Below are 26,340 nucleotides of genomic sequence, written 5' to 3'. Positions count from 1 at the left end.
ATGTTGGACGCCAATCTTAAAGCTCAGTTGAAGTCATACCTGGAACGGGTCACCCAGCCGATCGAGATCGTTGCCTCCCTCGACGACGGTGCGAAATCCCAGGAAATGCTTGCCCTCTTGCAGGATGTAGCCAGCCTCTCAACGCTGATTACCCTGAAAAGCGATGGCGATGATGCGCGCAAGCCATCGTTCTCCATCAACCGCCCGGGTGCCGATATCAGCCTGCGTTTCGCCGGCATCCCAATGGGCCATGAATTCACTTCGCTGGTGCTGGCACTGCTGCAAGTCGGCGGCCACCCCTCGAAGGCCAGTGTCGAAGTGATTGAACAGATTCGTGCCCTTAAAGGCGAGTTCAGCTTCGAAACTTACTTCTCGCTGTCGTGCCAGAACTGCCCGGACGTGGTCCAGGCGCTGAACCTGATGGCAGTACTGAACCCGAACATCCGCCACGTCGCCATCGACGGTGCGCTGTTCCAGGCCGAAGTCGATGATCGTCAGATCATGGCTGTGCCGAGCGTTTACCTGAACGGTGTTAGCTTCGGCCAGGGCCGCATGGGCCTGGAAGAGATCCTCGCCAAGCTCGACACCAGCGGCATTGAAAAACAAGCCGAGAAAATCAGCGCCAAAGAGGCCTTTGACGTACTGGTCGTTGGCGGTGGCCCAGCCGGTGCCGCTGCGGCGATCTACGCGGCCCGTAAAGGCATTCGTACCGGTGTGGCCGCTGAGCGTTTTGGTGGCCAGGTGCTGGATACCATGGCGATCGAGAACTTTATCTCGGTGCAGGAAACCGAAGGGCCGAAACTGGCCAGTGCCCTTGAAGAACACGTCAAACAGTACGACGTGGACATCATGAACCTGCAACGCGCCAACGCGCTGATTCCGGCCAAGAACGCGGGTGAACTGCACGAAATCCGTTTCGAAAGCGGTGCGACCCTCAAGTCCAAGACCGTGATCCTGGCCACCGGCGCCCGCTGGCGTGAAATGGGCGTGCCGGGCGAGCAGGAATACAAGGCCAAGGGCGTGTGCTTTTGCCCGCATTGCGATGGTCCACTGTTCAAAGGCAAGCGTGTGGCGGTGATCGGCGGCGGTAACTCCGGCGTTGAGGCGGCCATCGACCTGGCCGGTATTGTCAGCCACGTGACCTTGCTGGAATTCGACAGCAAACTGCGCGCCGATGCGGTATTGCAACGTAAGTTGTACAGCCTGCCCAACGTTGACGTGATCACCAGTGCGCTCACCAGCGAAGTCAAAGGCGATGGCCAGAAGGTCACCGGCCTGGCGTACAAGGACCGTGACAGCGGCGAGTTCAAGACCGTCGACCTGGAAGGGATCTTTGTCCAGATCGGTTTGCTGCCCAACACCGACTGGCTCAAGGGTACCGTCGAGCTGTCGCCCCGTGGCGAGATCATTGTCGATGCCCGGGGTGAGACCTCATTGCCAGGCGTCTTTGCTGCCGGCGACGTCACCACCGTGCCGTATAAGCAGATCGTGATCGCCGTGGGCGAGGGCGCCAAGGCTTCCCTGAGTGCTTTCGATCACCTGATCCGCAGCTAAGCTGCCGGCCCTGAAACGAAAAACCCCATGAGTGATCATGGGGTTTTTTTGTTACAGCGGCGTTGGCTGAATGATTTCAACCCAGTACGCATCCGGGTCTTTCACGAAGGCCAGGCTCTTCATGCGGCCATCACTCAAGCGCTTCTGGAAGTCGCAGCCCAACTCCTCAAAGCGCGCGCAGGCCGCAACAATGTCCGGTACCGAAATGCAGATATGGCCAAAGCCACGTGGGTCGGTGTTGCCGTTGTGATAGGCAAAGTCCGCGTCGTTTTCGGTACCGTGGTTGTGGGTCAGTTCCAGGATGCCCGGAATCGACTTCATCCACTGGGTGCGTGCGGCGGCGTCGGGCGGGATCTGGGCCTTGTCCACCAAGGCCAGGAAGTACAGGCTGAATTCGGCTTCCGGGAAGTCACGTTTTTCAACCAGGGAAAAACCCAATACGCGGGTGTAGAAGTCCAGCGACTTGGTGATGTCTTTGACCCGCAGCATGGTGTGGTTGAAAACGAAGTTCGCGGTGGCGGTGTCAGGTTGGGCGGTGACGCCCGGGAAGGTGTTCAGTTCGTGCAGGCTCATGGGCCCTCCAGAGAAGAATGGGGCAAACGTGGCTCTAGTTCGAGCGATCCCTTGGCTTGCGGCTGGCATCCGTGCAGCCGGTCCATGATACGCAGCCCTGCCGGTTGCGCCAAATGAAAAAGGTCACGCAGCCCTTGCGAGCAGCGGGTGTAGAGGCCCAAACTTTGTAGCTTGAACCTTGAGTGTTTTTCGCAATGATCGGATTTCGCGCACTGCTGTTAAGTACCCTGGGCCTGTTGTTGGGCAGCACTGCTGCATGGGCGGCTGACCCGGAAGTTCACTGGCCCAGCGGCTGGCAGGTGGAGGAGGTGGTGCCCGACGATCAGGCTCCGGCGCAGCCTTCGGCAGTGTCCCGCCAGCGTGCGATCAAGAATGATGAAAATGGCACGACCTTGATGGTCATGGAGTTGACAGGCACTCCGATCGAAGCGGGGCATACGGTCAATCTTCAAGGTGTGCTGCTGGAAATGCGCAAGTCCATCCAGAAGGACTTTGCCCAAGGCGGTTATCAAAGTGTGTGCACCAAGATGCACCCCACAACATTGAGCCGCCTTGAGGCGTTGGAAACTACTTGTGTAATCACCGAGAACGGTCGGCATGTGCTGTCGCAAACCCTGGTGGGAGCGGTCGACACCGATAAAGCCTATGTATTTTCATACGCAGGCCAGGCCCAGGCTTACGAATCAAGCAAGGATGAAGTCAGTTCGGTGCGTGACAGCCTGAAACTTTGAGCGCTGTAGGCAAAGCAGCGAATTAGTCGATCTGAACAAAGTGAAATGTTTTTTAAAGTTCGTTTTTGAAAGTGTCCGGGTCCTGTTTTGTTTCAATATCGATGCCTGTAAACAAAAAGCCCTGCATGTGCAGGGCTTTTCTTAGTGCGTTTGTACTAGCTGCAAAGCATTAGCCGCGAAGCCAGGAATCTACAGTGGCCGCGCCGTATTGTTCTTTCCATGCCTTCAGGCCGCGGTGGTTGCCGCCTTTGGTTTCGATCAGTTCGCCAGTGTGCGGGTTGTGGTAAACCTTGACCACACGTGCACGGCGCTGTTTTGGTGCAGCTGCGACGGAAGCGCCGGACTTGCTCGGGTTAGGGTCCAGGATGGAGATGATGTCGCGCAGGCTTTTGCCGTAGGTTTTCATCAGCCCTTGCAGCTTTTCTTCGAATTCGATTTCTTTCTTCAGGCCTGCGTCGTTCTTCAGGGATTCCAGCTGGGCAAGCTGCTCTTGAAGGGCTTTTTCTGCTGCGCGAAATTCGGCGAGTCTGGACAAAATCTATACTCCAATAGTGTATTTGGCTGATATCTACTGCAAACAAAGCGATAAGCCAAGAGCCTTAAGGCGACTCAACAAAAGTGGCCTTCCTGCCAATTCAGCACAGGCAGGAAAAATTGTAGTAGTTAATCAGCCATGAGTAAATCATGTCTTTTGTATAAATAACAATATTTCCGTTGAAGTGGTTGGCTATTCAATGGCTGTTCAGGAATCTAATGAACTCATCGCAAGGTACAGGCTTGCCAAACAGGTAGCCCTGCAAGAAATCAACACCTTGAGCGGCAAGATATTCGCATTGTTCTGGTGTTTCGACACCTTCGGCAACGATGCCCAAGTCGAGCTTGGCAGACAGTTCAATGATGCTGTCGAGTATATGCCGCGAGAGTGCATCAACCCCGATCATCGCCACAAAGCTTTGATCTATCTTCAAGTAATCGACATTGAAGTTGCGTAAATAACCCAGGCTTGAGTGACCGGTACCGAAGTCGTCGATCGCAATCATTACCCCCATTTCGTGCAGCGCCTGGAACAGTTGGCGGGTGACACCCGTGGGTTCGATCAACTCGCGCTCGGTCAATTCCAGCACCAGAATCACCTTGCCCGGCGGGAAGGCGGCGAGGAATTCCCGGCAGTCCTCCACCAGTTCCAGGTCGTGACAATGGCGGGCGGTGATGTTGATCCCGACATGAAAGCCATCCGCGAACTGCTCGGCGTGGGGCGCCAGTTGCAAGGCGGTCTGGCGCATCAGGGCGCGGGTCATTGGCACGATCAGGCCGGAATGCTCGGCCAGGGGAATGAACAGGTCGGGGCGCACCAGGCCTTCCTTGGGGTGATTCCAGCGCATCAACACTTCACAACCGGCCCACTGGCGAATGTCCTGGCCACGTACCACCGGCTGGTAATAGGGCACGAATTCATTGGCGCCCAAGGCGCGTTGCAGCTCGAGGGTCGGTGCCGATGAGCGCTTTTGCAGCCAGTGGGCGAGGATGCCCGCCAACACGCCGAAAAACACCACCAGGATGAACAGCGCAGGATACCGCGCTTGCATGTAGCGCCAGGTTTCGCCCTCCGGCATCCCGGCTTCCACGCTGTAGGTATACCGCGTGGAGTCGAGATGATGGTGCGCGACGGAAAATGTCGGCAGCGCTGTGCTGTGCACCTTGCCATCCGACGCCAGCCAGTTAGGCCCCACCTGCAACACCAGGTCGGTATATCGACTGATCAGGCGCAAGGCGTTGGTCAAGTGGTAGCCATCAATGGAGGCAAAGGCCCCACGGTCGCCCTCGGTGAGGCGATACACCAGCAATGCGGTGTCAGGTGTCACCGGGTTGCCTTTCATCAGCCAAAGGCGGCCATCGACGTAGTCTTCAGGGTTGACCGGCGACTGGTAGTTGCCACCAAACAACGAGCTGCAATAGATGTTTCTCTGCCAGGACAAGGTCGTGGCGCGCACAAAAGGCCGACGGGTGACTTGTTCCCGTAGCGCCAGTTGTGTCGGGTTATCACATTCATGGCCGGCCAGCGGCAGCAAGTCCTTGGCGGCGAGGGCGGTATTGTCGAGCATCAGGTCGAACTGGCGCACGGCCTCCCGGGCGGTTTGCGCGGTGCTGTGCTCCAGGGTGCGCCCCGCTTGCCAGTACAGGATCAGCACCCCCAGCAAAATCGGCAGTGCGCCGCTGAGCAGAGTGATCAGGAGGCGGGTGCTGGCTTTTCGTGGGCCTTTGACGGTCAGTGGCATCTGTGCAGCCTGTAGCGGGAGGGGGCGATAAGACGCTCAAATGCGGTCGGGACAACCACGGCAGCCGTCCAACAAAGCGTATTGGTATTGGCCATGATAGATGGCGGCAGGGGACTGTGCATGTTCAATAAAGCGTCAAGCGTGTGGCCAGTTCAATAAATGCCAGGGTCGCCGGCGAGGACTGTCGTCGATCCAGAACCGCCAGCCCGACCTGGCGTTTGACGGCAGGCTTGAGCGGCTTGATCAGGTAATCCGGCGCTGCGGATTCAGGCAATGACAGCTCGGCAACAATGGTCACGCCGTCGCCCCGGCGCACGGTGTCCAGGGTGCTGAGCAACTGTGAACAGCGGTAACGCACATCCGGCTGCAGCCCGGCACCGACGAACAGCCTTGAGACCAGTTCGGACGAGCCGGCCTGGGTCAGGATAAAGGGTTCGCCGCAGAGCGCCTTGAGGCTGACACTCGGCTGCGCGCCCAGGTGATGCACCGATGGCAACAGTGCGACCAACTGATCCTCGATCAACGGGAAGGTATCGAAGCGCTCTTCAGGCAGCACCACAAACCCAACGTCGACGCGCCGCTCTTCCAGCCACTGCATCACCTGCCGATCAGGGCCTTCGTCGACGTGCACCTCGACGCCCGGATGCAGCTCGCGAAAGCGTTGCAAAATCTTCGGCAACAGACGAATCGATGAAGTTGGCCCGAACGAACCGATGCGCAGCGTGCCGCGCTTCATCCCGCGGGCATCGGCGGCTTCCTGTTGCAGTGTATTGGCCAGCCCGAGCATGGCCCGTGCGCGCAGCAGCAGTTGTTGGCCGATATCGCTGAGTTCGACTTGAGACTGATGGCGGTGGATCAACTCCACACCCAGTTCCTGTTCCAGGGATTTGATCGCATGGGACACCGCCGACTGGCTGATGCCCAGGCGATTGGCGGCGCTGGTGAAGCCTTGCAATTCGGCCACCAGGGAGAAGATTTCCAGCTGGGTAAGGGTCATGAGTATTTACTCATTTTACGATGACAAAAGATTAGCTAAACAATAAGCCAATCCCACGTTTCTTGAGTAGAAATCTGATGACCCCGACTTCTGACCGTCTCACGTATTTGAAATTGGCGGCGGTGACCATGATCTGGGGCGGCACCTTCGTGGCCGGCCGCTATCTGGCCGCAGGCCTGGACCCGCTGCTGGCGGCGACCGTGCGCTTTGTGCTGGCCAGCCTCGCGTTGCTGGTCTTCCTGGGTGTAGCGCGTATTCGCCTGGTGCGCCCGACCAACGCACAGCTTGCGCAACTGACCGTACTCGGTTTTTTCGGGATCTTTTTCTACAACCTGTGCTTTTTCTACGGCCTGCATTACATCAATGCGTCCCGGGCATCGTTGATCGTCGCACTGAACCCTGCGGTGATTGGCCTGGCGTCGTGGCTGCTGTTCAAGGAGCGGCTGGGGCAGGTGAAACTGTTGGGTATCGCGCTGTGCCTGGGCGGAGCGGGGTTGGTGATCGTCAGCCGCAACCCGCAGCTGTTGCAGGGCGGCGCGCATGCCTGGATCGGTGATCTGTTGATCTTTGGCTGCGTGGTGGGGTGGGGCGTGTATTCGCTGTTCTCTCGCAGCCTCAACCAAAGCCTGGGGCCGTTGCAAACCGTGACCTGGTCGATCCTGTTGGGCACGCTGATGCTGACGATCACCACGCTGGTGACGGGGCGGTTGAGCGTGGCGGCGTTGGGCGCGATTGATCTGCCCCAACTGACGAGCTTGTTGTACCTCGGCGTGCTGGGCTCGGCGCTGGCCTACATCGGTTACTACGACGGCTTGCGTCGCATCGGCGCCACCCGGGCGGGTGTGTTCATCGCTCTCAATCCGCTGACGGCGGTGATCTGCGGTGCATTGCTGCTCGGCGAGCAACTCACCGCGCCGATGCTACTGGGCGGGGCAGTGATCCTGCTGGGCATCTACCTGTGCAACAAACCCCTTGCGCGGGTGAGGGCAATGGGGATTTGATAAGAGTACGGACAAATCTGTTTACGCTGTGTAGAATCGATTTACGCATACAAGAATAAGGACTTGCGCTAACGCAAGCCTCGCCCGTAAGAGACTGATGTAACCATGAAGCTACTCGGGTCCCCCCTCATCTTTGGTGACTTCCTCGCCCGCAGCGTGCGGGGTATCTCCTGTGCGCCACCCGCTGACCTCATCCTTGCTCGCAAATAAACATGTGTAACTACAAGAATGATGAGGCACCGAAAATGACAGACCTATACGAAAACCCAATGGGCCTGATGGGCTTTGAATTCATCGAATTCGCTTCGCCAACCCCGGGCACCCTGGAGCCGATCTTCGAGATCATGGGCTTCACCAAAGTCGCGACGCACCGTTCCAAGAACGTGCACCTGTTCCGTCAGGGCGAGATCAACCTGATCCTCAACAATGAACCCAACAGCATCGCCTCCTACTTTGCGGCCGAGCACGGCCCGTCGGTGTGCGGCATGGCGTTTCGCGTGAAAGACTCGCAACAGGCCTACAACCGGGCCCTGGAACTGGGCGCCCAGCCCATCCATATCGAAACCGGCCCGATGGAATTGAACCTGCCAGCGATCAAGGGCATTGGCGGCGCACCGCTGTACCTGATCGATCGCTTCGGCGAAGGCAGCTCGATCTATGACATCGACTTCGTGTACCTCGAAGGCGTTGAACGCAACCCGGTGGGCGCCGGCCTGAAAGTCATCGATCACCTGACCCACAACGTGTACCGCGGGCGCATGGTCTATTGGGCGAACTTCTACGAGAAACTGTTCAACTTCCGTGAGGCGCGTTACTTCGATATCAAGGGCGAGTACACCGGCCTGACCTCCAAGGCCATGAGCGCCCCGGACGGCATGATCCGCATCCCGCTGAACGAAGAGTCGTCCAAAGGCGCCGGGCAGATCGAAGAGTTCCTGATGCAGTTCAACGGCGAGGGCATCCAGCACGTGGCGTTCCTCACCGATGACCTGGTCAAGACCTGGGACGCGCTGAAGAAAATCGGCATGCGCTTCATGACTGCGCCGCCAGACACCTACTACGAGATGCTCGAAGGCCGCCTGCCAAACCACGGCGAGCCGGTGGACCAGTTGCAAGCGCGGGGCATCCTGCTGGACGGTTCGTCGGTGGCGGGGGACAAGCGCCTGCTGCTGCAGATCTTCTCGGAAACCCTGATGGGCCCGGTGTTCTTCGAGTTCATCCAGCGCAAGGGTGATGACGGTTTCGGCGAAGGTAACTTCAAGGCGCTGTTCGAATCCATCGAGCGCGACCAGGTACGCCGTGGTGTGCTCACCGCTGACTGATCGTTGATGTAAAAAAGCCCGGTCGTGGGGATCCGCGACCGGGCTTTTTTTCGCCTGGAATCAGGCTTTACGTTGGCGAACCAGGTGCTTGAAACCTTCGTATACCAGCACCATCACGGCCAGCCAGATCGGCAGATAGGTCAGCCATTCTCCCGCCTTGATGCTTTCTCCCAGCAACAAGGCGACCCCGAGCAACAGCACCGGCTCCACATAGCTGAGCAGCCCGAACAGGCTGAACGCCAACAAGCGGCTGGCAACGATGTAGCACACCAGCGCCGAGGCACTGATCAAGCCCAGCATCGGGATCAAGGCATACAAGCCCTTGTGGGCATCGAGCACGGAAAACCCCTGTTCGCCGCTTTGCACGAACCATAACGCCACCGGCAACATCAGCGCCATGTCGAGCCACAGCCCGCCCAGGTGGTCAGTCTTCAGGCGTTTGCGCACGATGAAGTAGATCGGGTAACCGATGATCACCACTAACGTGGCCCAAGAGAAACCACCGACCTGATACAACTCGTTAAGTACGCCGAGGCCGGCAAAAAACACCGCGACCTTTTGCAGGCGTGACAATTGTTCGCCATACACCAGGCGCCCGGTCAGCACCATGGTCAACGGCAGCAGGAAATACCCCAGGGAGACATCCAGGCTACGCCCGTTGAGCGGTGCCCACATGAACAGCCACAACTGCACCCCCAGCAAGGCCGAAGACAACAGCAACCCGCCGATCAACCCGGGTTTGGCCGCCACCAGCCGAACCAACTCCCACACCCGCCGCCACTCGCCGCTGACGATCATGAACACCGTCATGCAGGGGACCGTCAGCAGCATCCGCCAGCCGAAGATCTCCAGACCGCTCAAGGGTGTGAGCAGCGAGGTGAAGTAATACATCACGGCAAACAACACCGAGGCCAAGACCGATAACACAACACCTTTAGACACACTGTCCTCGCGAAAACCGATTCATACAAAAGAGGGGAGATTTCAGGGAGGGAATATAGTGCTTTTAAGGTGAGATGTTTGCTCTGTTTTGGGGCAGTTTATGGGAGGAACGCTCGGCTCCTCCCGTAAAGTGTGCTTATGGCCGGGCAATTCGGCCCGAGACAAAGTGGCCCACGTCATTGAACCCTGGCGTCGAGGCATGGCCCGGGGTGACCAGCGAATCGATGAAGGCTTCATCTTCTGCCGTGATCTTGACCTCCAGCGCACCGGTGTAGGCATCCCACTGGGCCTCGGTGCGCGGCCCGACAATCGCCGAGCTGACCGCCGAGTTGTTCAGCACCCAGGCAATCGCAAACTCAACAATTCCCACGCCACGGCCCTGGGTGTATTGCTGGATCTGCTGGGCGATGCGCAGGGATTCAACGCGCCATTCGGTTTCCAGGATGCGCTTGTCCTGGCGCCCGGCACGGCTGCCGGCCTCAGGCGTTACGTCCGGCGCATACTTGCCGCTGAGCACGCCACGGGCCAGTGGGCTGTAAGGCACCACGCCCAGGCCATAGGCGGCGGCAGCGGTGATCTGCTCCACCTCGGCCTGGCGGTTGACGATGTTGTACAGCGGCTGGCTGATGATTGGCTTGTCCACCCCCAGGCGCTCGGCCACGCGGATCACTTCGGCGATCCGCCAGCCGCGGTAGTTGGACAAGCCCCAATGGCGGATCTTGCCCTCGCGGATCAAGTCGCCAATCGCTGAAATCGTGACTTCCAGCGGGGTGTTGTGGTCTTCACGGTGCAGGTAATAGATGTCCAGGTAATCGGTGTCGAGGCGCGTCAGGCTGGCTTCCAACGCGTTGAAAATCCGCTTGCGACTCAGGCCGCTGCGATTGGGCAGTCCGTCCACCGGGCCGATGCCGACTTTCGAGGCCAGCACCCAATCCTGGCGCTGGCGGGCGATGGCTTCGCCGACGATCTCCTCGGAGCGCCCGCCGGTGTAGACGTCGGCGGTGTCGATAAAATTGATGCCTTGATCCCAGGCCTTGTCGATGATGCGCAGCGAATCCTCGGTGTTGGTCTGCTCGCCAAACATCATGCTGCCCAGGGTCAGTGCGCTGACCTTCAACCCGGACTGGCCCAGTGTGCGGTAAATCATCGTGAACACCTCAAAAGGGGGAGACAGACCTATCCAATACCAGACAGCAAGGCTCTGGAACAAGCCCTGGGACGGTTATTGCGGTAATAGTTCGGCGCAGCGCAGTTGCAGGAAGCGGTGCAGTACCTTGACCCGTTCCGACACTTGCAGCCGATGCGGGCACATCAGGTTGAACGGCGTCGGCTCGCCTTGCCAATCGGTGAGCAAGGGCACCAGGCGTCCGGCCTTGATGTCGCGGGCTATATCCAGTCGCGCTTTATAAGCAATGCCATGGCCGGCCAATGCCCAACGCCGCACGATCTCGCCGTCATCACTCAAGTAGTCGCCGCTGACCTCGACTTCCTGCAGCAGCTCACCCTGGCGAAAGTACCAGGTGTTGTTCGCGCGCCCCTGGCGCATATAGCGCAGCGTGCTGTGCTGTGCCAGGTCCTGAGGGATGCGTGGCGTGCCGTGGCGCGCGAGGTAGTCGGGGCTGGCACACGCTACCCGTGTGTGATCGGGCACCACCGGCAGCGCGACCAGGCTGGAGTCCCGTGGTACGCCGAAACGCAGGGCGATGTCGACGGTTTCGCGAAACAGGTCGGCATTGCTGTCGTTGAGCAGCAATTGCAGGCGAACGTTCGGGTGCTCGAGCTTGAACTCATCCAGCCAGCCCAGCAGCACATTGCGCCCGAAATCCGAGGGCGCGGCCAATTGCAGCAAACCACTGAGGCTTTGGCCTTGTTGCTTGATCGCCTGTTCGCCTTCGGACAACGCCTCCAGGGCCACCCGCACGCTGTCCAGGTAGCGCCGGCCTTCTTCAGTCAGGCGCATGCTGCGGGTGGAGCGCGCCAGCAGCCGAATGCCCAGGCGGGTTTCCAGGCGCTTGAGGGCAATGCTGGCGGCCGCCGGGGTCAGGCTGAGGCTACGGGCGGCGGCGGACAGGCTGCCGGTGTCGGCGGTGCGCACGAAGACTTCAAGGTCGAGGATTGAACTCATCTGTAAAAATCCTTTAAAGATCTTGTCGTTTTACCGGGATTTTTCAACGATTGCCAAGCTGGGAAGATGAAAGCTCATTTTCTCAACCAGGTAGTTCTTCATGAATTCTCCCCTCAGCGGCAAAACCATCATCGTCATCGGCGGTAGCAGCGGCATTGGTGCCGCCGTGGCCAAGCAGGCCGTGGCACGCGGCGCCCAGGTGGTGCTGGCCGGGCGACGCTTGTCTTCAACCGTGGAGAACGGCATGCGCAGCGAGCAGGTAGACGTGACCGACGCGGCCTCGTTGCAGCGGTTGTTCGAAACGGTGGGGCCGTTTGATCATCTGGTCTATACCGCAGGCCCTGCGGTACAGGCGAAGGCATTGATCGAGACGGACCTGAACCTGGCGCAAGACAACTTCAACGTAAAACTCTGGGGTTCGCTGCGGGCGATCCAGTCGGCGCTGCCCTTTCTCGCCGAGCACGGCAGCATCACCCTGACGTCGGGACAGTTGGGGCGCAAAACGGTTGCAGGGCAATTCATCAAGACCGGGATCAATGCGGCCACTGAAGCGCTGGGCAAGCAACTGGCCAAGGAACTGGCGCCACGCAGGGTCAATGTGGTGAGTCCTGGGGTGATCGATACCGAGGCGTATTCGGGCTTATCCGAGGAGCAGCGACTGGCAATGTTTGCCAAGGCGGGCGGGGCATTGCCGGTGGGGCGAGTGGGGCAGGCCGAAGAAGTGGCTGCCGGGTACGTACTGGCGATGGAGAACGGGTTTATCACTGGCAGCGTGATTGATGTCGACGGCGGTGGATTGCTCTAAAGGCAGCGGAATAAAAAAGGTCCCGCTTTCAGGCGGGACCTGCATTATCAGTAATCGGGCCGCGCGTTAATAACGCGGTGCCGGAATCGGTTGCGGCGGGTAGTAATAGCCCGGAGGAGGCGGCGCCTGGTAGTAGACCGGCGGCGGTTGCTGGATGTACACCGGCTGCGGTTGCACGTAAACCGGTTGTTGCTGCACGTAGACCGGAGGCTGGGAGTTCGCAACCACCGAGCCCACTACCAATCCACCCACCACTGCGCCCAGCAGGGCGGGGCCACCCCAGCCCCAACCACCATGGTAACCACCGTGACCCCATCCATAGCCGTACCCACCACGGGCTTCTGCTTGCCCTGCGATGGCGAGGGTGGCAATAAGCACGATGGCTACTTTCATTTTTGAGAGTCGACTGATCATGACAAGTCCTCTACCTATGCATCGAACCGGTTTTAATAATATTCCCGGGCATACGTTTCAGACAGCACTTTTTGAGGGGATGACGCGGCGCCAGAGTAAAGGTTAGGTAAGGTTTGTAGCCTGTTTGTTACTTGGCTTTGGCGTTCAGGTTAAGACGGGTTTCCGGCGGTACTTTAGCTATAAAAACACCGGCGCCGTCATGGAGATCGACGGTACCGGTCTACCCTGATGTCAGCCCTTGAGTGTGCGCGTCATGCGCAACGCCAACACACTGCCCGCGACGATCACTGCCGCCAGCAGGTACAGCGCAATGTCCGTAGACCCGGTGGCGTCCTTCACAAACCCGACGATATACGGGCTGAGGAAACCCGCCATCTGGCCCATGGAGTTGATCAACGCCAAACCACCCGCTGCCGCACCTGCGCTGAGCATGGCGGTGGGCACCGGCCAGAACATCGGCAGGCCGGTAAGGGCGCCCATGGTGGCGATGGTCAGGCCAAGGATCGCAATGGCCGGGGTGGTTGCAAAGTTCACCGCAATCACCAGCCCGATCGCGCCCATCAACATCGGCACCACCAAGTGCCAGCGACGCTCCTTGCGCAGGTCGGCAGAGCGGCCCACCAGCAACATGAACACCGCCGCCAGCAGGTACGGGATCGCACTCAGCCAGCCAATTACCAGGTTATCGCTGAAGCCCATGTTCTTGATGATCGATGGCAGCCAGAAGTTGATGGCGTACACACCGCTCTGGATGCAGAAGTAGATCAGGCCGAATGCCCAGATGGCCGGGTTCTTGAACACTTCCAGCAGCGAGTCGCTGGTGGTCTTCGGTTTGTTGGCCAGGTCGGTGGCCTGGTCGGCTTCCAGCACCGCGCGCTCATGGGGCGTGAGCCACTTGGCGTTGGCAAAGCTGTCGCTGAGCAGGAAGTAGGCGAGGGCACCGAGGATCACCGTCGGCACGCCTTGCAGCAGGAACATCCACTGCCAGCCCGCAAGCCCGCCTTGGCCGGCGGCGAAGTGGTTGAGGATCCAGCCGGAGAACGGGCTGCCCAGCAGGCCGGACACCGGAATCGCCGACATGAACAGCGCCATGATCCGCCCACGGCGGAAGGTCGGGAACCACTGCGAGAGGTACAGCACCACGCCCGGGAAGAACCCGGCTTCGGCGGCACCGGTCAGCAGGCGCAAACCATAGAAGTGCGTTGGCGTGCTGACGAACAGCAGGCAGGTGGACAGGGTGCCCCAAACGATCATCATCAGCGCAATCCAGCGCCGTGGACCAAATTTGGTCAACGCCAGGTTGCTCGGCACGCCGCACAGCACGTAGCCGATAAAGAAGATCCCGGCACCGAGGCCGTACACGGTCTCGCTGAATTTCAGGTCGTCGAGCATCTGCAACTTGGCAAAGCCGACGTTGACGCGGTCGAGGTAGTTGAACAGGTAGCAGATGAAAATGAAGGGGATCAGGCGCAGGGTGATGCGCTTGTATACGGCGTTTTTATCGTCATCGGTGGCCTGGGTAACAGCGGCGCTCTGTGACATGGCAGTCTCTCTTTATTATGATTTTTCGCGATGCGAGGGTAACGTTGATCGCCCAATGAGTCTCGACCACCTCAAGGGGTGATGTCTTTGTGCTCGCGCACAGTCAAGCATCGTTTGCGCTGTGCCTATGAACAACCGGTTTTTTCAGGAATTTAGCCCCATGTTCGAGCTGGATCATGACTTGGCGCAGGATATCGTCAATCGCACCATGGCGATCCTGCCCTATAACGTCAACGTCATGGACAGCCAGGGCCTGATCCTCGGCAGCGGCGAACCCGAGCGGATCAACACCCGCCACGAAGGCGCGCAGTTGGTGCTGGCGAATGTGCGCGTGGTGGAGATCGACAGCCAGACCGCCAAGCACCTCAAGGGCGTGCAACCCGGGATCAATCTGCCGCTGCTGCACGACCAGCGCCTGATCGGCGTGCTGGGCATTACCGGTGAGCCGGAATTGCTGCGTACCTATGCGCAACTCGTACGCATGACCGCCGAAATGCTGGTGAGCCAGCGTCACCAGCAGGCCGAGCAGCAATGGCGGCGCCAGCGTTGCGATGACCTGCTGGCGCTCCTTCTGGCCGAGACCGGCGACTCGCCGCGGCTGGTGGATGAAGCGCAGCAGCTGGGCCTCAAACCGCAGATGGCACGTACGCCGTACCTGTTTGAACTGGGCAGCGGCCAGTCGGCGGAAGCCTTGAGCACCTGGCTGACCTCGCGCTACCCGGACAGCTGGTGCGTCAGCTCCGCACAGTTTTCCCTGCTGTGGTGCCGACCGGCGTCGGTGCAAGTCGACAACCCGCGCCTGCTGGAAAAACTCGACGGCCTGGGCTGGAACATCCTGCGGGTCGCCGTCGGCGGGCAAGCAGACGGCCTGCCCGGGCTACGCCGTTGCTACCGGCGGGTCGGCGATCTGCTTGCCTATGGCCGTGATGTGCTGCCCGAATCGCGGTTGCTGACCCTCAATCGCTACCGCCTGCCGGTAATGCTCTGGCGCCACCGCAACGACGACGCCCTCGACGAACTGCTCAACCCGCTGCGCAAGGTACTGGTCAAGGACAGCAACGGCCAGTTGCTGGCGACCCTGCGCAGTTGGTGCGATCACGACGGCCAAAGCCAGGCCTGCGCCGATGCCCTGGGCATTCACCGCAACAGCCTGCGCTATCGCATGGAGCGCATCGCCGAGTTGAGCGGCGTCGACCCGTTGACCCTCGATGGCATGCTTGCGTTGTACCTGGGCGTACAGCTATTGCCGCAGGCTTTGTCGAAATGAACAACAAACCCCAGCCACTCTTGTGCAATGGACCGGCGTTATTGCCGGTGCCAACTGGCAGCATGGGCGTTATAAAAACCGGAGAAAGCCCATGAAAATCATCATCGCCCCCGATTCGTTCAAGGACAGCCTGAGTGCTGAAGGCGTGGCGAATGCCATTGCCGAGGGGTTGGCCAGCGTGTGGCCCGACGCCGAGCTGATCAAGTGCCCGATGGCGGACGGTGGTGAGGGCACGGTGGAGTCGGTACTCGCCGCCTGCCAGGGCGAGTTGCGCACCAACCGTGTGCAAGGGCCATTGGGTGGCAGTGTCGACGCGCATTGGGGCTGGCTGGCCGAGAGCCACACCGCAATCATCGAAATGGCCGAGGCCAGCGGTCTGCAACTCGTGCCACCGGGTCAGCGAGATGCGTGTTCCAGCAGCACCTTCGGCACTGGCGAGCTGATCCGCGCCGCCCTGGATGCCGGCGCCCAACGCATCATCCTGGCCATTGGCGGCAGCGCCACCAACGATGGAGGGGCGGGGGCGATGCTGGCTCTCGGTGTGCAATTGCTTGATGCCGAAGAGGCTGCATTGCCCCTGGGCGGCCTGGCGCTGGCCAAGCTGTCGCGCATCAGCCTTGAGCAACTGGACCCACGCCTGGCCCAGGTGCGCTTCGAAATTGCCGCCGACGTGAACAATCCACTGTGCGGCCCCCACGGTGCCTCGGCGATTTTCGGCCCGCAAAAAGGCGCCAATCCCCAGCAAGTCGAACAACTGGATGCCGCCCTCGGCCATTTCGCCGATCACTGCGCCAAGGTCTTGCCCAAAGATGTACGCGACGAACCCGGCAGCGGCGCCGCCGGCGGCCTGGGCTTTGCCGCCAAGGCGTTCCTTGGCGCACAGTTTCGTGCAGGGGTTGAAGTGGTCGCCGAGCTGGTGGGGCTCGAAAAGGCCGTGCGTGGCGCTGACCTGGTCATCACCGGCGAAGGCCGCTTCGACGCCCAGACCCTGCGGGGCAAAACCCCGTTTGGCGTCGCGCGGATCGCCAAACAGTACAACGTGCCAGTGATTGTGATCGCCGGCACCTTGGGTGATGGCTACGAGCAGATGTACGCCCACGGTGTGGATGCCGCGTTCGCCTTGCCGTCCGGCCCGACTACCCTGGAACAGGCCTGCAGCGAGGCGCCGCGCCTGTTGCGCGAGCGCGCCTCGGACATCGCCCGGGTCTGGAAACTGGTTGCTGCGCGGCCCCGATAATTGCGGTGCTGGGCTCGCCATCCTGAGGCTTTGCCGCCTACACTGGCCCGCCATGTGTTTTCAAAGGATGAAACACCATGCACACACCTGAACCCAAAATCGTGATCACGCGCTTCACCGAGGCCCACCTTGACGGCGTCGCTGCGCTCTACAACGACCCGGCTGTCTGCCGTCAGGTGCTGCAAATGCCTTTCCAGTCGATCGAGGCCTGGCGCGCACGCCTGGCACCCGGGGATGAACGGCGGCTACAACTGGTGGCCGTGCATGCGGGTGAAGTGATTGGCAACCTGGGGCTTGAGCAATATTCCCGTGTGCGCCGCAGCCATGTCGGTTCATTCGGCATGGGCGTGGCCACCGCCTGGCAGGGCAAGGGCGTGGGCTCCCGGCTGCTGAGTGCGGCGCTGGAGGTGGCGGATAACTGGATGAACCTGCACCGGGTGGAACTGACGGTGTACGCCGACAACGAAGCCGCCCACCGCCTGTACCACAAGTTCGGCTTCGAGACCGAAGGCCTGCTGCGCGATTACGCCGTGCGTGACGGCGCATTCGTCGACACCCTGACCATGGCGCGCATCCGCAAGCCTGCCTAGTCGTCCTGCAAGGCAAACGCCACCGCAGCCTGCGCATGCAGCTCGGTGGTGTCCAGCAGTGGCAGGTCGCTGTGCTGCGGCTTGATCAACAGACTGATTTCCGTGCAGCCAAGGATGATGGCCTGGGCGCCACGCGCCGCCAGGGACTCGATCACCCGTTGGTACACCTCACGCGATGCGTCGCTGATCACCCCGACACACAATTCCTCATAGATGATCCGGTGCACGGCCTGGCGCTCTTCCGCGTCCGGCACCAGCACGGTCAGCCCTTGGGCGGCCAAACGCGACTTGAGAAACTCCTGCTCCATGGTAAATGCGGTGCCCAGCAGGCCCACCGTCAGAGTGCCGGCATCCACGGCCGCTGCGCCGGCGGCGTCTGCAATATGCAGAAACGGTATCGACACTGCCGCTTCAATGCGCGGCGCCACCAGGTGCATGGTGTTGGTACACAGCACGATGCATTCGGCGCCACCGGCTTGCAGGCGGCGGGCTGCGTCTTCGAGGATCAGTGCGGCGTCATCCCAGCGCCCGGCGTGCTGGGCCTGCTCCACCGGGCCGAAGTCGACGCTGTACATCAACAGTTGTGCCGAACGCAGGGGGCCGAGCTGGTCGCGCGCACTTTGGTTGATGATGCGGTAATACTCGGCGCTGGACTCCCAGCTCATGCCGCCGATAAGGCCGATGGTGCGCATGCGATGCTCCTGAATTGGACGGGCGAGGGCACCACATTACCCAAGCGACGCGCTTTAGTCATACGCCAGCGTGCGGCATCTGCCATGATCAAGGTTCGCAACATGGGTCACCCAAGGAACACGGCAATGGACGATGTACAACAACTGGGCGAGATGCTGCGTCATTACGCCGACAGCGAAGCCCACAAGAAGCAGCAGTTCGAAGTGCAGTCGGCCCATTGGGCGCAGAAGATCGTCGACTTGTTCGACCAGATCGAGCAGTGGCTGGAACCGGTGAAGACCGTCGGCTTGCTGGAAGTGCAGCGCGAGGCGTACGTGGCTTCCGGCCCTAGCGTGCCGGTGGAGACCTCCACCTTCAAGACCGAGAAACTGACCATCCATATCGCCGGCAAACCGGTGGAGTTCGTGCCGGATGTGATGGGCGCCGGTGGGTTGATTTCGTTGTCGGTGATGGGCTTGACCGCCGCCCGCTACGGCAGTATTTCCCTGGTGCTGCTGCCGGGGAAAAACGATTGGTTGTGGAAGAAAACCAACGGCCTGAAAGATCCGGACACCTTCGGTTTCGATGCCAACTTCCTGGCCTTGCAGTTGCAGAGCCTGATTCCCCGCGAACGCGGATGATTGTAGGAGCTGGCTTGCCGGCGATGCAGGCAACTCGGTGCTTCAGAAACACCACGGTGATGCCATCGCAGGCAAGCCAGCTCACACACTGACCGCATTCCTTTATCAGATATCTACATTGCCCCAGCCGGGTTTTGCTGCTTCCGGCGCCACCGCGTTGACCCGCTTGCCCGTGGCCAACTCCACCCGCCGCGCCACCTCCGGGTCATCGGCAAACGGCATCAGGCTGGCCTCATCCAGGCTCTCCTTCGACTGGCCCCGCAAGCAATACTCCACCGCGCCATACAGGCCAATCACCGCCGCCAGGTTCAGCGCTATCTCCCACATCAGGCGATCTGCGCTTCAAGCTGCGCCACCTTCAGATCCGCCACGCGCACCGTGCGCCAAGTGTTGTACGCCATCAGCAACATGCCGCTGAGGAAGAACACCCCGCCGACAAAGCGCACCACAAACCCCGGATGGCTGGCCTGCAAGGCTTCCACAAAGGAGTAGGTGAGGGTGCCGTCATCGTTCACCGCCCGCCACATCAAGCCCTGGGTGATGCCGTTGACCCACATCGATGCGATGTACAGCACCGTGCCAATGGTCGCCAGCCAGAAGTGCATATTGATCAGCCCCACACTGTGCATCTGCACGCGCCCGAATATTTTCGGGATCATGTGGTACAGCGAGCCAAACGTGATCATCGCCACCCAGCCCAAGGCCCCGGCGTGGACGTGGCCAATGGTCCAGTCGGTGTAGTGGGACAGGGCGTTGACGGTCTTGATCGCCATCATCGGCCCTTCAAACGTCGACATCCCGTAGAACGCCAGCGACAGCACCAGGAAACGCAGGATCGGGTCGGTGCGCAATTTATGCCAGGCCCCGGAAAGCGTCATCATGCCGTTGATCATCCCGCCCCAGCTGGGCGCCAGCAGGATCAGCGACATCGCCATGCCCAGGGACTGCGCCCAGTCCGGCAGCGCGGTGTAGTGCAAGTGGTGCGGGCCGGCCCAGATGTACAGGGTGATCAACGCCCAGAAGTGCACGATGGACAAACGATAGGAATACACCGGCCGCCCGACTTGCTTGGGCACGAAGTAATACATCATCCCCAGGAAACCGGTGGTCAGGAAGAAACCCACCGCGTTGTGCCCGTACCACCACTGCACCATGGCATCAGTGGCGCCGGAGTACACCGGGTAGGACTTGAACCAGTCCACCGGGATCGACAGGTGATTGACCACGTGCAGCATCGCGATCACCACGATAAACGCACCAAAGAACCAGTTGCCGACATAGATATGCTGGGTCTTGCGTTGCACCACCGTGGTGAAAAACACGATGGCATAAGCCACCCACACCACGGTCATCCACACGGCGCCGGTGAACTCGATCTCGGCGTATTCCTTGGTGGTGGTGTAGCCCAGGGGCAGGCTGACCAACATGATCACGATCACCGACTGCCAGCCCCAAAAGGTAAAGGCGGCGAGCTTGTCCGAGTACAGCCGCACCTGGCAGGTGCGCTGTACTGCGTAGTAGCTGGCGGCGAATTGCGCGCTGCCGGCAAAGCCGAAAATCACCAGGCTGGTGTGCAGCGGGCGCAGGCGGCCGAAGGTGGTCCACGGCAGGTCGAGGTTCATTTCCGGCCAGACCAGTTGCGAGGCGATCCACACGCCCATGGCCATGCCGACCACGCCCCAAACGATGGTTGCAATGACGAATTGACGCACGACCTTGTAGTTGTAGGCCTGTGCGGTTGATGGTGGTTGCATGCTTAGTCCTCCCACGGTTCCAAGTGGGCGGCACTGTAGGAAGTATGGGCAGAACAATACAGACTCAGACCCGGGTCATTAATACGGATCAGCCACTAACCTGCGTTTTTTGCACGTTACCCCCGTCAATAAATCATTTGTCCAACCCCCGCCCAATGACAAAACTGCAAGTCACTCGCAAAACAACAACGATTGGGCAAAAAACCACATGCAAATCGAGCGCAACTTTTTCAACGGCCACTTCGCCGAACCTGCCAGCACCGCCCAGATCGCGGTCTACAACCCCGCGACCGAGGCTCAGGTCGGCCTGGTCTCCGCCGCCACACCTGATGAGGCCACTGCTGCTGTCGAGGCCGCCGCTACCGCGCAAAAGACCTGGGGCAAACTCACCAGCATCCAGCGCGCCGAACACCTGCGGGCGTTCGCCGACGCCCTCGAAACCTGCGCTGAAAGCATAGGCAAGGCGCTTGCCAGCGAATCCGGCAAAAGCCTCGACGACGCCAGCAACGAAGCCCGCTACGCCGCCCAGATCACCCGCTACCACGCTGAATGGGCGCGCCGCATTGAAGGCGAAATCATCCCCAGCGACACCCCGGACGAAAACCTGTTCCTGCAGCGCGAGCCCATTGGCGTGGTGGCTTGCCTGATTCCGTTCAACTACCCGGTCTACACCCTGCTGCGCAAAATCGCCCCGGCGCTGATTGCCGGCAACACCGTGGTGGTGCGCCCAAGCAACAACACGCCGTTGTCCGCCTTTGAAATCGCCCGTGCGGTCGAGCAGTCGGGCATGCCGGCCGGTGTGATCAATATCCTGACCATGGACCACGCCACCGCCGCCGCCCTGTGCACCCACAAGGCCGTGGGCCTGATTACCCTGACCGGCAGCGTCAACGCCGGGCGCATCGTCCTCGACTACTGCAAGGCCAACATCGCCAAGCCGTCCCTGGAGCTGGGCGGCAAGACCCCGGCGATCATCGAAGCCGACGCCGACCTTGAACAGGCCGCCAGCGCAATCATCGCGTCCAAGACCACCCACTGCGGCCAGTTGTGCACGGCGGTCGAGCGGGTGTACGTGCAGGAAAGCGTCTACGACCAATTCCTGGCTCTGCTCAAGACCAAGATCAGTGCCGTCAAATTCGGTGACCGTGCCACGGACGCAGGCCTGATGGGCCCGCTGGTCAACGCCAGTTCGCAGCAGAATATTCATGCCATGGTCCAGCGCGCCATCGCCGACGGTGCTGTACTGGAAGCAGGCGGCGTACTCCCCGAAGGCCCGGGCCATTTCTACCCGCCGACGCTGCTCAGCGGCTGCCGCCAGGACATGGAAATCATCCAGGAAGAAATCTTCGGCCCGGTGCTGCCGGTGCTCAAGTACCGCGACATCGACGAAGCGCTGGCCATGGCCAACGACCACCAGTTCGGCCTGTCGTCGGTGCTCTACACCGAGAACTACCGCACGGCCATGAAAGTCGCCAACGCCATTGAGGCCGGCGAGTTGTACGTCAATCGCACCCCGGCCGACCCTTACCAGGGCTTCCACGCCGGTTGGAAACGCTCAGGGCTGGGCGGTGATGACGGCAAGCACGGGATGCTTGAGTTCACCCAGACCCGTTTGGTGGTCATGAAGTACTGATTCACCGACCACCGGCTTTACCTCAATAAAAACAATTATCGGGGCACCTGCACAGTGGGTGCCCGAGGTCTACAAGATGTCCAAGCCTGCACCCGTTGCCCAGGGTTTCGATGCCGTGTCCGCGGCCAAAAGCGACAAAGCCAGTCGCTACTTCCAATTGATGTTGCTGGTACTGGCCGCCGGGGCGATCTACCCGATCCTCTACCTGCGCCAGGTCTACCAGACCACCATGCTCGAGGTGTTCCAGATCAACCACAGCCAGCTGGGTTATCTGTATTCGATGCTCGGTACGATCTTCCTGCTCAGTTACCTGCCCAGCGGCTGGTTGGCCGATCGCCTGCCGCCACGCTTCCTGATCTTCTTTTCGCTGGTGGCCACCGGGGCCCTGGGCATCTGGTACTCCACCGTACCGTCGATGACTGGGTTGATGATCATCTTCGGCTGCTGGGGCCTGACCACCGGCCTGACCTTTTGGGCTTCGGTGCTCAAGCGGGTGAAGATGATCGCCCATCACAGTGAGCAGGGCCGTTTCTTCGGCATCCTCGACGGTGGCCGTGGTTTGGTGGAAGCCTTGCTGGCAACCGTGGCCCTGGGGCTGTTTGCCTATGCCACCGAGACCCGCAGCCAGACGGCCGCCGAAGGCTTCAAGCATGTGGTGTACCTGTATTCGTTCGTGTGCATCGCCATCGGTTGTGTGCTGGTGCTGCTCAAGGACCCTAAATCCATGGCCGAAACCGCCGCGGTGGAGAAGGGTAAGTTCAACCTGGTCGCCGACCTCACCACCCTGGTGAAAATCCCCGAGCTGTGGCTGGTGACCGCCATCGTGTTCTGCGGTTATCACATGTTCTGGGCCACCTACAGTTTCTCCGACTACCTGCAAGGCAGCGGCCTGACCGCCGTGATGGCCGGCACCATCACCACCATCAAACTGTGGATGCGACCTATCGGCGGGATCGGCGGCGGCTGGCTGGGGGACAAGTTTTCGAACATCTCGGTGCTGATCGTCGCGCTGGTGCTGGTGACCCTGGCGATGGTCGGCCTGATCGTGTTCCCGGCCATTGGCAGCCTCGGCTTGCTGATCGGCACGGTGATCTTTATCGGGCTGATGACCTACGCGATTCGCGGCCTGTACTGGGCGATCCTCGACAGTTGCAACATCCCGCTGCGCATCACCGGGTTGGCCATCGGTATCGTCTCGGTGGTGGGTTACCTGCCGGACACCTTTATTCCGCTGATCAATGGCTACCTCACCGACACCTACCCGGGGCAGGTCGGCTACAACCTGTACTTCGGCTACATCGCCTTCATCGGCGTGCTCGGGACCCTCGCGGCCCTGACCCTGCGCGCTCGAATCAATCGTAAAAAATTCAACCAGACAGGTGCCTGAGATGAAAATCGTCGCCCTTGAAACCCATATTGTTGCCGTACCGCCACCGCACATCGGTGGGATGTACTGGCTGTTCGTCAAACTGAAAACCGACTGCGGCATTGAAGGCGCGGGCGAGATCTACGCCGCCACTTTCGGGCCCAAGGCGATGCTGCCGATCATTGAGGATGTGTTTGAGCGCTACCTGCTCAACCACGACCCGCACCACATCGAGCGTTTTTTCCGCCAGGCGTATTCCAGCGGGTTCACCCAGCGCCCCGACCTGACCATGATGGGCGTGGTCAGCGGCCTGGAAATGGCCTGCTGGGACATCATCGGCAAGGCCGCTAACAAGCCGGTCTACGAGTTGCTGGGGGGCAAGGTCAACGAGCGCCTGCGTTCCTACACCTACCTGTACCCGGTCAACAGCCAGGGCGAGTACGACTACGACGACCCGGACCTGGCTGCCGAGTGCGCCGTCGAGAACATGAACAAAGGCTTTACCGCCGTGAAGTTCGACCCGGCCGGGCCTTACACCGCGTACTCCGGCCACCAGATTTCCCTGGAAGTGCTGGAGCGCTGCGAAACCTTCTGCCGCAAGATCCGCGAAGCGGTGGGGGACAAGTGCGACTTGCTGTTTGGCACCCACGGGCAGATGGTGCCGTCGTCGGCGATCCGCCTGGCCAAGCGTCTGGAGAAATACGACCCGCTGTGGTTCGAAGAGCCGGTGCCACCGGGCCAGGAAGAGGCCATGGCCCAGGTCGCGGCCAAGACCAGCATCCCCATCGCCACCGGAGAGCGGCTGACCACCAAGTACGAGTTCTTCAAGCTCCTGCAGGCGGGCGGTGCGTCGATCCTGCAAATGAACGTGGCCCGTTGTGGCGGCCTGCTGGAAGCCAAGAAAATCGCAAGCATGGCCGAGGCCTACTACGCGCAGATCGCCCCGCATCTGTACAACGGCCCGATTGGCGCGGCGGCGAGTTTCCAGTTGGCCACGTGCACGCCGAACTTTCTGATCCAGGAAAGCATCATGACCTGGGGCGGCTTCCATGCCGAAGTGCTGACCAAGCCGTTGCAATGGGAGGACGGCTACATCATCCCGTCCACCGAGCCAGGCCTTGGGGTGGAGCTGAACATGGACGTGGTGCGCAAGCACACGCCATACACCGGCGAACGCCTGCACCTGCAAATGGCGCCCACGCCTGCTGATGTGAAAGACACTTCGCCCGCCAAGGGCTAAAAAAAACGACTTATGCGGTAACCGTGAATGACATACGACTACATCATCGCCGGCGCCGGCGCCGCAGGTTGCGTCCTGGCCAACCGACTCTCCGCCTCGGGCGAGCATTCGGTGTTGCTGCTGGAGGCCGGCGGCAAGGACAGTTCCTGGTGGTTCAAGATTCCGGTCGGTTTCGCCAAGATGTACTACAACCCGACCTTCAACTGGATGTACTACAGCCAGCCGCAAAAACAGCTGGCCGACCGCGCCATCTATGCCCCACGGGGCAAAGTGCAAGGCGGTTCCGGCTCGATCAACGCCATGATCTACGTGCGCGGCCAGGCCCATGACTTCAATGACTGGGCAGCCAATGGCAACGACGGTTGGGGCTTCAAGGACGTGCTGCCGTACTTCCGCAAGCTCGAAAACCACCCTCTGGGCGACACTGAATACCACGGCAGCAGCGGCCCCATCAGCATCACCCCGATGAAGGGCCAGACCCACGCCATCTGCGACGTGTTCCTCAAGGGCTGCGAGCAATTGGGCTATGGCCTGAGCGATGACTTCAACGGGCCGAACTTCGAAGGCGCGGGCCTCTACGACGTCAACACCCGCAACGGCGAGCGCTGCTCCAGCAGCTTTGCGCACCTGCATCCGGCGTTGGGTAGGCCGAACCTGACCGTCGAATTGCATGCACTGGTAGACCGTGTGCTGTTCGACGACCAGCAGCGCGCCACCGGCATCAGCGTGACCCAGCACGGCGTGGTGCGGACCTTTACCGCGCGCAAGGAAGTGATCCTGTGTGCCGGTGCGGTGGATACGCCGAAGATCCTGCAACTCTCGGGAGTGGCGGACAAGCAACTGCTTGCCGAACACAACATCCCGCTGGTTAAGCACCTGCCGGCGGTGGGGCAGAACCTGCAGGACCATCTGTGCGCCAGCTATTACTACAAGGCCAATATCCCGACCTTGAACGACCAGCTCAGCTCGCTGTTCGGCCAGTTCAAACTGGGCCTCAAATACCTGCTGACCCGCAAGGGCGCGCTGGCCATGAGCGTCAACCAGGCTGGCGGGTTCTTTCGCGGTAATGCTGAACAGGCGCATCCGAACCTGCAGCTGTACTTCAACCCGCTGTCGTACCAGATCCCGAAAAACAACAAGGCCAGCCTCAAGCCCGAGCCGTATTCAGGCTTCCTGCTGTGCTTCAACCCGTGCCGGCCCACCAGCCGCGGGACGATTCGCATCGCCTCGAAAAACCCACGGGATGCGGCCTTGATCGACCCCAACTACCTGAGTACCCAGAAGGACATCGACGAGGTGATCCAGGGTAGCCGGCTGATGCGCAAGATCATGCAGGCACCGGCGCTCAAGGGCGTGACGGTGGCTGAAGTGTTGCCAGGTGTGGCGGTGGAAACCAACGAGCAAATGTTGCAGTACTTCCGCGAGAACAGCGGCTCGATCTATCACCTGTGCGGCTCGTGCGCCATGGGTTCGGACCCGCAGGTGTCGGTGGTGGACAAGCGCCTGAAGGTGCACGGCATGCAAGGACTGCGGATTGTCGATGCATCGATTTTCCCCAACGTGACCTCAGGCAATACCCATGCGGCGGTGTTGATGGTGGCGGAGAAGGGCGCGGATCTGATCCTGCAGGATGCCTGAATTGATCGTTCCCACGCTCT

At 60.5% G+C, this 26,340-nt stretch carries 25 protein-coding genes; 13 read left to right on the top strand and 12 right to left on the bottom strand.

Annotation, left to right across the window (positions count from 1 at the left end; translation table 11 throughout):
- Positions 1-1,554 (top strand): alkyl hydroperoxide reductase subunit F, encoded by a 1,554-nt coding sequence (ahpF, locus tag BLU46_RS00775; protein WP_063030435.1) that lies wholly within the window; start codon positions 1-3, stop codon positions 1,552-1,554.
- 51 nt (positions 1,555-1,605) lie between these two features.
- On the opposite strand, the gene gloA is transcribed toward ahpF, so the two are convergent.
- Complete coding sequence (gloA, locus tag BLU46_RS00770; protein WP_093197278.1) at positions 1,606-2,127, bottom strand: lactoylglutathione lyase; 522 nt, start codon at positions 2,125-2,127, stop codon at positions 1,606-1,608.
- Positions 2,128-2,321: 194 nt separating this feature from the next.
- On the opposite strand from gloA, the gene BLU46_RS00765 reads away from it, so the two are divergent.
- The gene (locus BLU46_RS00765) at positions 2,322-2,858 is read left to right on the top strand and encodes a DUF4946 domain-containing protein (protein ID WP_093197275.1); all 537 of its coding nucleotides are present in this window, start codon (positions 2,322-2,324) and stop codon (positions 2,856-2,858) included.
- Positions 2,859-3,027: 169 nt separating this feature from the next.
- Here the strand turns inward: BLU46_RS00765 and BLU46_RS00760 are convergent, their stop codons facing one another.
- The 3 genes from BLU46_RS00760 to BLU46_RS00750 all read right to left on the bottom strand — a co-directional run bounded on the left by BLU46_RS00760 (position 3,028) and on the right by BLU46_RS00750 (position 6,131).
- Positions 3,028-3,393 (bottom strand): histone-like nucleoid-structuring protein, MvaT/MvaU family, encoded by a 366-nt coding sequence (locus BLU46_RS00760; RefSeq protein ID WP_010171383.1) that lies wholly within the window; start codon positions 3,391-3,393, stop codon positions 3,028-3,030.
- Positions 3,394-3,589: 196 nt separating this feature from the next.
- Complete coding sequence (locus BLU46_RS00755; RefSeq protein ID WP_093197271.1) at positions 3,590-5,134, bottom strand: EAL domain-containing protein; 1,545 nt, start codon at positions 5,132-5,134, stop codon at positions 3,590-3,592.
- 124 nt (positions 5,135-5,258) lie between these two features.
- The gene (locus BLU46_RS00750) at positions 5,259-6,131 is read right to left on the bottom strand and encodes a LysR family transcriptional regulator (protein ID WP_093197266.1); all 873 of its coding nucleotides are present in this window, start codon (positions 6,129-6,131) and stop codon (positions 5,259-5,261) included.
- Positions 6,132-6,208: 77 nt separating this feature from the next.
- Between BLU46_RS00750 and BLU46_RS00745 the strand changes: the two genes are divergently transcribed.
- Together BLU46_RS00745 and hppD are read left to right on the top strand one after the other, a co-directional pair.
- A complete protein-coding gene (locus tag BLU46_RS00745) occupies positions 6,209-7,132 on the top strand; it encodes a DMT family transporter (protein ID WP_093197261.1) in 924 nt (307 codons plus the stop codon).
- A 245-nt stretch (positions 7,133-7,377) separates the two neighbouring features.
- Positions 7,378-8,454 (top strand): 4-hydroxyphenylpyruvate dioxygenase, encoded by a 1,077-nt coding sequence (gene hppD, locus BLU46_RS00740; protein ID WP_063030425.1) that lies wholly within the window; start codon positions 7,378-7,380, stop codon positions 8,452-8,454.
- A gap of 60 nt (positions 8,455-8,514) precedes the next feature.
- Here the strand turns inward: hppD and rarD are convergent, their stop codons facing one another.
- The 3 genes from rarD to BLU46_RS00725 all read right to left on the bottom strand — a co-directional run bounded on the left by rarD (position 8,515) and on the right by BLU46_RS00725 (position 11,521).
- Entirely contained in the window at positions 8,515-9,396 is an 882-nt protein-coding gene (gene rarD / locus BLU46_RS00735; RefSeq protein WP_063030423.1) for an EamA family transporter RarD, read from the bottom strand.
- 136 nt (positions 9,397-9,532) lie between these two features.
- Positions 9,533-10,543 carry an aldo/keto reductase gene (locus BLU46_RS00730; protein WP_093197256.1) on the bottom strand — a complete coding sequence of 337 codons (1,011 nt, stop codon included), beginning with the start codon at positions 10,541-10,543 and terminating at the stop codon, positions 9,533-9,535.
- 75 nt (positions 10,544-10,618) lie between these two features.
- On the bottom strand, positions 10,619-11,521 hold the full coding sequence (locus tag BLU46_RS00725; protein ID WP_093197250.1) for a LysR family transcriptional regulator: 903 nt from the start codon (positions 11,519-11,521) through the stop codon (positions 10,619-10,621).
- Between the two features lie 100 nt (positions 11,522-11,621).
- On the opposite strand from BLU46_RS00725, the gene BLU46_RS00720 reads away from it, so the two are divergent.
- Complete coding sequence (locus BLU46_RS00720; protein ID WP_093197246.1) at positions 11,622-12,326, top strand: SDR family oxidoreductase; 705 nt, start codon at positions 11,622-11,624, stop codon at positions 12,324-12,326.
- Positions 12,327-12,392: 66 nt separating this feature from the next.
- Here BLU46_RS00720 and BLU46_RS00715 read toward each other — a convergent pair whose 3' ends face one another.
- A complete protein-coding gene (locus tag BLU46_RS00715; protein ID WP_167410156.1) occupies positions 12,393-12,740 on the bottom strand; it encodes a hypothetical protein in 348 nt (115 codons plus the stop codon).
- 231 nt (positions 12,741-12,971) lie between these two features.
- On the bottom strand, positions 12,972-14,282 hold the full coding sequence (locus BLU46_RS00710; RefSeq protein ID WP_093197243.1) for an MFS transporter: 1,311 nt from the start codon (positions 14,280-14,282) through the stop codon (positions 12,972-12,974).
- A gap of 160 nt (positions 14,283-14,442) precedes the next feature.
- Between BLU46_RS00710 and BLU46_RS00705 the strand changes: the two genes are divergently transcribed.
- The 3 genes from BLU46_RS00705 to BLU46_RS00695 all read left to right on the top strand — a co-directional run bounded on the left by BLU46_RS00705 (position 14,443) and on the right by BLU46_RS00695 (position 17,376).
- Entirely contained in the window at positions 14,443-15,549 is a 1,107-nt protein-coding gene (locus BLU46_RS00705) for a sugar diacid recognition domain-containing protein (RefSeq protein ID WP_063029937.1), read from the top strand.
- A 91-nt stretch (positions 15,550-15,640) separates the two neighbouring features.
- Complete coding sequence (locus tag BLU46_RS00700) at positions 15,641-16,786, top strand: glycerate kinase (RefSeq protein ID WP_063029939.1); 1,146 nt, start codon at positions 15,641-15,643, stop codon at positions 16,784-16,786.
- A gap of 77 nt (positions 16,787-16,863) precedes the next feature.
- Positions 16,864-17,376 (top strand): GNAT family N-acetyltransferase, encoded by a 513-nt coding sequence (locus BLU46_RS00695; RefSeq protein WP_063029941.1) that lies wholly within the window; start codon positions 16,864-16,866, stop codon positions 17,374-17,376.
- On the opposite strand, the gene BLU46_RS00690 is transcribed toward BLU46_RS00695, so the two are convergent.
- Positions 17,373-18,068 (bottom strand): aspartate/glutamate racemase family protein, encoded by a 696-nt coding sequence (locus BLU46_RS00690; protein WP_093197238.1) that lies wholly within the window; start codon positions 18,066-18,068, stop codon positions 17,373-17,375. The two genes, BLU46_RS00695 and BLU46_RS00690, sit on opposite strands and share 4 nt — an antisense overlap.
- 126 nt (positions 18,069-18,194) lie before the next feature.
- On the opposite strand from BLU46_RS00690, the gene BLU46_RS00685 reads away from it, so the two are divergent.
- A complete protein-coding gene (locus tag BLU46_RS00685) occupies positions 18,195-18,689 on the top strand; it encodes a hypothetical protein (RefSeq protein WP_093197233.1) in 495 nt (164 codons plus the stop codon).
- A 105-nt stretch (positions 18,690-18,794) separates the two neighbouring features.
- Here BLU46_RS00685 and BLU46_RS00680 read toward each other — a convergent pair whose 3' ends face one another.
- Together BLU46_RS00680 and ccoN are read right to left on the bottom strand one after the other, a co-directional pair.
- On the bottom strand, positions 18,795-19,016 hold the full coding sequence (locus tag BLU46_RS00680; RefSeq protein WP_093197229.1) for a cbb3-type cytochrome c oxidase subunit 3: 222 nt from the start codon (positions 19,014-19,016) through the stop codon (positions 18,795-18,797).
- Positions 19,016-20,443 (bottom strand): cytochrome-c oxidase, cbb3-type subunit I, encoded by a 1,428-nt coding sequence (gene ccoN, locus BLU46_RS00675; RefSeq protein WP_063029947.1) that lies wholly within the window; start codon positions 20,441-20,443, stop codon positions 19,016-19,018. Before ccoN ends, BLU46_RS00680 begins: the two co-directional genes overlap by 1 nt.
- 208 nt (positions 20,444-20,651) lie before the next feature.
- Here ccoN and aldA point away from each other — a divergent pair, with 208 nt between their 5' ends.
- From aldA to BLU46_RS00655, 4 genes are all read left to right on the top strand, one after another.
- Complete coding sequence (gene aldA, locus BLU46_RS00670; RefSeq protein WP_063029949.1) at positions 20,652-22,076, top strand: aldehyde dehydrogenase; 1,425 nt, start codon at positions 20,652-20,654, stop codon at positions 22,074-22,076.
- Between the two features lie 76 nt (positions 22,077-22,152).
- Entirely contained in the window at positions 22,153-23,463 is a 1,311-nt protein-coding gene (locus tag BLU46_RS00665; protein WP_093197226.1) for an MFS transporter, read from the top strand.
- 1 nt (position 23,464) lies between these two features.
- Positions 23,465-24,682, top strand: a complete 1,218-nt coding sequence (locus tag BLU46_RS00660) for a mandelate racemase/muconate lactonizing enzyme family protein (RefSeq protein ID WP_093197223.1) — start codon at positions 23,465-23,467, stop codon at positions 24,680-24,682.
- 27 nt (positions 24,683-24,709) lie between these two features.
- Entirely contained in the window at positions 24,710-26,320 is a 1,611-nt protein-coding gene (locus BLU46_RS00655; RefSeq protein WP_093197219.1) for a GMC family oxidoreductase, read from the top strand.
- Positions 26,321-26,340: the final 20 nt, after the last annotated feature.

Origin of the sequence: Pseudomonas yamanorum, from assembly GCF_900105735.1 — a bacterium.
GTDB classification, from domain to species: domain Bacteria; phylum Pseudomonadota; class Gammaproteobacteria; order Pseudomonadales; family Pseudomonadaceae; genus Aquipseudomonas; species Aquipseudomonas yamanorum.
This window is presented reverse-complemented; position numbering and strand designations above follow the sequence as displayed.

Bases quoted from the DNA above. Each gene is read 5' to 3' on its own strand.
- BLU46_RS00690 (WP_093197238.1), bottom strand. From the start codon at position 18,068: ATGCGCACCATCGGCCTTATCGGCGGCATGAGCTGGGAGTCCAGCGCC.
- BLU46_RS00680 (WP_093197229.1), bottom strand. From the start codon at position 19,016: ATGTGGGAGATAGCGCTGAACCTGGCGGCGGTGATTGGCCTGTATGGC.
- BLU46_RS00745 (WP_093197261.1), top strand. From the start codon at position 6,209: ATGACCCCGACTTCTGACCGTCTCACGTATTTGAAATTGGCGGCGGTG.
- BLU46_RS00765 (WP_093197275.1), top strand. From the start codon at position 2,322: ATGATCGGATTTCGCGCACTGCTGTTAAGTACCCTGGGCCTGTTGTTG.
- BLU46_RS00715 (WP_167410156.1), bottom strand. From the start codon at position 12,740: ATGATCAGTCGACTCTCAAAAATGAAAGTAGCCATCGTGCTTATTGCC.
- BLU46_RS00695 (WP_063029941.1), top strand. From the start codon at position 16,864: ATGCACACACCTGAACCCAAAATCGTGATCACGCGCTTCACCGAGGCC.
- hppD (WP_063030425.1), top strand. From the start codon at position 7,378: ATGACAGACCTATACGAAAACCCAATGGGCCTGATGGGCTTTGAATTC.
- BLU46_RS00720 (WP_093197246.1), top strand. From the start codon at position 11,622: ATGAATTCTCCCCTCAGCGGCAAAACCATCATCGTCATCGGCGGTAGC.
- BLU46_RS00755 (WP_093197271.1), bottom strand. From the start codon at position 5,134: ATGCCACTGACCGTCAAAGGCCCACGAAAAGCCAGCACCCGCCTCCTG.
- BLU46_RS00665 (WP_093197226.1), top strand. From the start codon at position 22,153: ATGTCCAAGCCTGCACCCGTTGCCCAGGGTTTCGATGCCGTGTCCGCG.
- BLU46_RS00750 (WP_093197266.1), bottom strand. From the start codon at position 6,131: ATGACCCTTACCCAGCTGGAAATCTTCTCCCTGGTGGCCGAATTGCAA.
- BLU46_RS00660 (WP_093197223.1), top strand. From the start codon at position 23,465: ATGAAAATCGTCGCCCTTGAAACCCATATTGTTGCCGTACCGCCACCG.
- BLU46_RS00685 (WP_093197233.1), top strand. From the start codon at position 18,195: ATGGACGATGTACAACAACTGGGCGAGATGCTGCGTCATTACGCCGAC.
- gloA (WP_093197278.1), bottom strand. From the start codon at position 2,127: ATGAGCCTGCACGAACTGAACACCTTCCCGGGCGTCACCGCCCAACCT.
- BLU46_RS00725 (WP_093197250.1), bottom strand. From the start codon at position 11,521: ATGAGTTCAATCCTCGACCTTGAAGTCTTCGTGCGCACCGCCGACACC.
- ahpF (WP_063030435.1), top strand. From the start codon at position 1: ATGTTGGACGCCAATCTTAAAGCTCAGTTGAAGTCATACCTGGAACGG.
- BLU46_RS00655 (WP_093197219.1), top strand. From the start codon at position 24,710: ATGACATACGACTACATCATCGCCGGCGCCGGCGCCGCAGGTTGCGTC.
- BLU46_RS00730 (WP_093197256.1), bottom strand. From the start codon at position 10,543: ATGATTTACCGCACACTGGGCCAGTCCGGGTTGAAGGTCAGCGCACTG.
- BLU46_RS00705 (WP_063029937.1), top strand. From the start codon at position 14,443: ATGTTCGAGCTGGATCATGACTTGGCGCAGGATATCGTCAATCGCACC.
- ccoN (WP_063029947.1), bottom strand. From the start codon at position 20,443: ATGCAACCACCATCAACCGCACAGGCCTACAACTACAAGGTCGTGCGT.
- BLU46_RS00700 (WP_063029939.1), top strand. From the start codon at position 15,641: ATGAAAATCATCATCGCCCCCGATTCGTTCAAGGACAGCCTGAGTGCT.
- aldA (WP_063029949.1), top strand. From the start codon at position 20,652: ATGCAAATCGAGCGCAACTTTTTCAACGGCCACTTCGCCGAACCTGCC.
- BLU46_RS00710 (WP_093197243.1), bottom strand. From the start codon at position 14,282: ATGTCACAGAGCGCCGCTGTTACCCAGGCCACCGATGACGATAAAAAC.